The organism is uncultured Veillonella sp. (assembly GCF_915069625.1).
In the GTDB taxonomy this organism is placed as follows: domain Bacteria; phylum Bacillota; class Negativicutes; order Veillonellales; family Veillonellaceae; genus Veillonella.
Genome location: NZ_CAJZFD010000140.1, coordinates 1 through 5586 on the forward strand (window position 1 = coordinate 1; position 5586 = coordinate 5586).

At 40.6% G+C, this 5586-nt stretch carries 4 protein-coding genes and 2 pseudogenes; 4 read left to right on the forward strand and 2 right to left on the reverse strand.

All coding sequences use genetic code 11. The features are described from left to right. Positions 1–641 (forward strand): annotated as a pseudogene (locus tag QZ548_RS07545) (MFS transporter); the annotation flags it as partial. A 141-nt stretch (positions 642–782) separates the two neighbouring features. On the opposite strand, the gene QZ548_RS07550 reads toward QZ548_RS07545, so the two are convergent. After that, on the reverse strand, positions 783–1769 hold the full coding sequence (locus QZ548_RS07550; RefSeq protein ID WP_039969037.1) for a GMP reductase: 987 nt from the start codon (positions 1767–1769) through the stop codon (positions 783–785). A gap of 193 nt (positions 1770–1962) precedes the next feature. Between QZ548_RS07550 and thiT the strand changes: the two genes are divergently transcribed. From thiT to QZ548_RS07565, 3 genes and pseudogenes are all read left to right on the forward strand, one after another. Next, positions 1963–2493 carry an energy-coupled thiamine transporter ThiT gene (thiT, locus tag QZ548_RS07555; protein ID WP_295869445.1) on the forward strand — a complete coding sequence of 177 codons (531 nt, stop codon included), beginning with the start codon at positions 1963–1965 and terminating at the stop codon, positions 2491–2493. Continuing rightward, positions 2486–3610, forward strand: coding sequence for a molybdopterin-guanine dinucleotide biosynthesis protein MobB (locus tag QZ548_RS07560; protein ID WP_295869446.1), 1125 nt, complete (start codon positions 2486–2488; stop codon positions 3608–3610). The genes thiT and QZ548_RS07560 overlap by 8 nt, the downstream gene beginning before the upstream one ends. After that, positions 3591–4839, forward strand: a pseudogene (locus QZ548_RS07565) (molybdopterin molybdotransferase MoeA). The gene QZ548_RS07560 and the pseudogene QZ548_RS07565 overlap by 20 nt, the downstream one beginning before the upstream one ends. 71 nt (positions 4840–4910) lie before the next feature. On the opposite strand, the gene QZ548_RS07575 reads toward QZ548_RS07565, so the two are convergent. Continuing rightward, positions 4911–5586, reverse strand: a 676-nt coding sequence (locus QZ548_RS07575; protein WP_295869452.1) for a hypothetical protein, incomplete at its 5' end; no start/stop codon positions are given.

The window sequence follows — 5586 nt, forward strand, 5'->3', positions numbered from 1 at the left end:
GTAGCCAATTTATGTTAACCTTTGGTAGTGATCCAAATGCAAAGGTTACTAAAAAATCTAAAAGCCCATTATCTTTCCATCCGATAGCTATTATCTTTGGTCTCTTGTCCTTTGTATCTTACTTGGTTGAAGGCGCAGTAGGGGATTGGAGTGCATTATACTTATTCGAAGATAAAGGTATCGTTATCGAAGAAGCCGTTATGGGCGTTATGCTCTTTAATGGTACTATGTGTATTGGCCGTTTGCTTGGTAATACAATTGGTAAACATTTAACCTCTAAACAAGTTGTTATTGGTGGTTATTTGTTAGGCGCTATTGCAATGGGACTTATTGTATTCCTACCAGGTTATGGTTCAATGTATACATACTTATTACTTGGTATTTCTTTAGCCATGGTAGTACCAAACTTATTCTCTGCTATGGGTGAACAAAATGTTATTCCTATGACACAAGCTGTAGCAACATCTACGATGCTTGGTTATATGGGGATTTTGATGGGACCAGCATTGATTGGTTTCATTGCTCATGGCACAAGTCTTACAGTGGCATTTATCGTACTGACTGCATTACTTGTTGTTAGTGCTGGTATTGGTAAATACGCTTATATGTTAATGGAAAAATCAAAAGAAGCTGAAGCTTAAATAATAGCCCCAAAGACGAAATGTCTTTGGGGCTATTTTTATGAAATATGGTAATATTATTACGAATATGTTGTAGATCACATTGATTACATACAAAAAAGCCACAGGATTTATCCTGTGGCTTTTACATGTAATATTGTATTAACGGTCACCGTTGAAGATGGAGTTTTTAACAAGTACATAGTCTACTTTGCGGATTGCTTGTAGAGTAGTACCGCCAGCATAAGAGATAGCGGATTGTAAATCTTGTTCCATTTCAACTAATGTATCAAAGATAGAACCTTTAGAATCGATGAAGATTTTTTTGCCTTCTACGTTTTTGCGTTCACCTTTTTGGAACTCAGAAGCGGAACCAAAGTATTCCTTTACTGCTTTGCCGTCAACGATTTTTTCTTCCCCTGGGGATTCTTCATGGCCAGCGAATAGGGAGCCGATCATAACCATAGTAGCACCAAAGCGGATAGATTTAGCAATGTCGCCATGATCGCGGATACCACCGTCAGCAATGATAGGTTTAGTAGCTGCTTTTGCACACCAGCGAACCGCAGCCAATTGCCAACCACCTGTACCGAAGCCAGTTTTTAATTTAGTGATACAAACTTTACCAGGACCGATACCAACTTTAGTTGCATCTGCACCAGCATTTTCAAGTTCACGAACTGCTTCTGGTGTACCTACGTTACCAGCGATAACAAATGTACCAGGCAAGTTCTTTTTGATGTATTGAATCATATCGATTACTGCGTTGGAGTGACCATGAGCAATATCGATTGTAATGTATTCAGGTGTTAAGTTTGCTTTTTTGAATTCATCAACTAAAGCAAATTCTTCTGGTTTTACACCAATGGAAATAGAAGAATATAAGTTGAGGTCGTGCATGCGTTTTACAAAGTCCATACGACGTTCTGGTTGGAAACGATGCATGATATAGAAATAACCTTCACGAGCTAATTTTTCTGCCAATTCTTCGTCGATAATAGTTTGCATATTTGCAGGAACTACTGGTAAACGGAATGTGCGGTTACCTAATTTAACATGTGTATCACATTCGCTGCGGCTAGTTACGATACATTTATTAGGAATCAATTGCACGTCTTCATAATCAAAGATGTTCGTTGTGTTAATCATATTTTCTATATCTCCTTCGAGTATTACAAATTGAACCTGTACCATTATACTGAATTTGTTTTCAATTTTCAATACATTCCGAATATTAAAAACACTCATATAGTTATTATACAATTTTATAGGTAGCTTGTCTGTACATTTTCTCTATGTTCAGCCCATTATATACACATTATATTAATAGGAGGTTATTTTAATGGAGCATTCCAAGACACGCATGATAGCAGAAGCTGGTGTAGCTATTGCTATTGCACAAGTATTATCTTTTATTACACTTTTTCATATGCCACAAGGCGGTTCCATTAAGGCCGCATCCATGGTACCTCTCATGATTTTTGCATATCGCTGGGGTGGTGCACGCGGTATTTTGGCTGGCGTTGTATATGGCATACTTCATTTCTTGCTCGGATTTAAATCATCTATCCATTATCTAAGCATCATCCTAGACTATCTTGTTGCTTACGGTGTTATTGGTGTGTGTGGATATTTCAAGGACAATATGACAGGTCTTGTTAGCGGATCTATTGTTGCTATTGCGCTTCGTTGGTTTGCGTCCGTAACAAGTGGTGCTGTTGTATTTGCTAGTTATGCACCGCAAGGTCAAAATCCATGGATCTACTCTATGATTTATAATGCATCTTATATGGTGCCGGATGGAATTCTTAATATTATTGTGTTGTTGTTTGTTTACCAAGGGGTAAAAAGAGGGTTGAAACGCGGTGCTTAATTTAGGCGTAATTATTTTGGCCGGTGGCCTAAGTTCACGCATGGGATATCCTAAGGCTTTATTGCCTTGGACGAATGGTGAAAGCCTCATTTCTCATGCGCTGCGCAATGCATTAGAACATGATGCTAATGACATTCTCATTTCTATCGGTGACGATGAAAGTCTAGGCCAAGCCATTCAGGCTAATATTATCGACACATTGTCGAATAAAGAGAAAGAAAAAGTTTCTATCGTTCGGGATTCTGTTCCTCGAAGTGGTCCATTAGGCGGATTATATAGCACATTGGCCGTAGGCAAGAGTCATGCCTATGCGGTGTTAGCTGTAGATATGCCGTTTATGGATTTTAATTTATATTACGATTGGCTCTACCAAGTAGAAGGCGATGACTGGCGTGTTATTGTGCCTGTTGGTGAAAGTGGACGCTATGAGCCTATGGCGGGGATATATAAGCCATCCATTGCTCCATTATTGCAAACCGCTTTAGCAGGAGAGGATGTATCTTTGCAGCATGCATTAGATATTGTAGGACCTGTGGTAACCATTGATGCAGGTGATTACGGTCATCATTTACGCAATGTGAATCATATAGAGGATTATAAGTGGTCCCGCGCAGAGGCTGTTAATGCGAATCGTCATGTTCCACTTATCAGCGTAGTTGCTGAAAAACGTAAGACTGGTAAAACTACGGTGGTAACGCGACTAATTAAGGAATTAGAACAAATTGGTTTCTCTGTAGGCGTTGTAAAAAGCGATAAACATGGCTTTCACATGGATTATGAAGGAACTGATACGGATCTTGCTATGAAAGCAGGCGCCACGGCCGTAGCCATTGCAGGCCCAACGGAAACGGCCATACGCATTCGCACAGAAAAACAATCTAATCTGTATGATTTGGTACAGCAATTACCTGTAGATATTGCTATACTAGAAACGAGATCTCAAGGTATATTTCCGATTGTAGAGGTAACTAGAGAGGGGTATACAGAATCACTGATATCCAGTGATATAGAACGCGTAGAGACCATAGAGGTTACTAAATTAGATCAATGTTTACCAGCGTTGGTATGTCGAATACAAAGTATGATGAGGAATTTAGATGATAGCCGTTACTGTTGATGAAGCGCTTCATTTGTGGAATGAGGCTTTACGAGAACAACATCATAGCATCGAATCCATTGCCGTTGGCGACGCAAAAGGATGTGTGTTGGCTGAAGATATTTTGGCACCTACTGATGTGCCCGCTTTTCATAAATCCGCAATGGATGGGTATGCCTTAGCATATGATCCTAATTGTGATACCTATATCGTCGATGGTATCATCGGCGCTGGTGTCGTATGGGATAAGCCTGTAACGACTGGCCATGCTGTACGTATCATGACAGGTGCTCCTGTACCAAGTACTTGTGATACAGTTATCATGCAAGAACAGGTGAAAGGTACTGGCGAAGTAGGGTCTACAATTACTTTACAAGGTACGCAACAAAAGGGTAGCCATATTATCCCTCGTGGTGAAGAATGTTCCGCAGGGACCGTTGTCATACCAAAGGGCACAGAAATAACCTCTACGGTGCAGACAATTTTGACCGGACTTGGTTTAACCAATGTATCTGTGTACGCGATGCCACGTATACTGGTTCTTACATCTGGGCATGAGGTTATTGAGCCGGGCGAACCCTTAACTGCAGGGAAAATTTACAATTCAAATCGCATGATGATTTGTAGTTTACTTGCTGATTTAGGTTTTCGACGCGTTACCCATTATCATGTGAGCGATGCACCGGATAGACTAGACGCAGAAATTGAACGCGTCCTTGAACTCAGTGAACAAGCAGATATCATCATCAGCTCAGGCGGAGTATCTGTAGGTATGTTTGATACAATGCCTCTTATATATGAAAAATTAGGAGCTAAAATTAGGAGCTAAAACCTTATACGGTCGTATCCAAATGCGTCCGGGGGCGGCCTCCTATGGGGCCGTTACGCCTAAAGGTCAACTTATCTTTGGTTTATCAGGTAATCCCGGTGCAGCCTTTAATGGTTGGCACCTACTGGTGGTTCCTACATTGCGTAGATATAAAGGTATTAAAAATTGGTCCACCCCAGTACTTAATTGTGTAATGGATTGCGATCTATCTAAACGTAATGCCTTTGACCGCTACGTGCAAGGCAAGGTCATATTTGGTGATGGACAACCTCGTTTTGTGGCAAATCGTCACTTTAACAGTAGCAGCATGCTTGGATTATATACCGTTAATGCCTTAGCCTGCATTCCACAAGGCGTACATGAGGTACATGAAGGAGATATATTTAAGGTATATTTGCTAGGCCTCTTACCAACAATATAATAAATTGCAAGGGACTCATGTATGAGTCCCTTTTTAAATTAGTACAGGCCTGTAGTATTTCCAAGAACTATCTATTTACGTTCAAAGTGCGCAGATAGCATGGATCCAATTACTTTTTCAATTTTAGAGTTTGTAATGTCTGGACCCTTGAATAGGATCAACATTACGTCATCGGAATTGTCTTGTTTAGATACCATCAAGACGCCGCTACCACGAGCACCATTATCGTCGTAATCTTTTGCAACAATAATCATGTTGAGGTAATGGTCTTTCATGTATGTATATACTTTGCTTTGTTTAGCAGAATTGCCGATGCTACTCGCCATGCCCATAGCACGGTTGAATACGATAGTATTCGCATTGTGCGGGTTATTGCGAAGTTGTTGTTTTTCTTCATCGTTTAGTGGCAATAGGTTAACCATCATGGATTCGCCCATGCGGCCACGAAGCATAGCTGGCATGGTTTCACGCACATCTGCAGGAATGTCGTTGCTAGGATTTAGCTTCAAATCCTTAGGCACTGTCATGTACAATGTACCCTTGCTATTTTGGCCTTGTACGGTTTTACTATTGTCGATAGCGCCCATTGTGAAAGTATCTTTAATGATTTCCATTTGTACGCCTAATGGTTTTTCAGGTACGCCACGGCTAGCCACTTGGATATCGCCAGATTTAGTTTTCTTAATTGTTTCCACAGACCAAGTTGCACCAGGTTTGCCTTCATCGCTAGGAGATGTCAACGCAGCA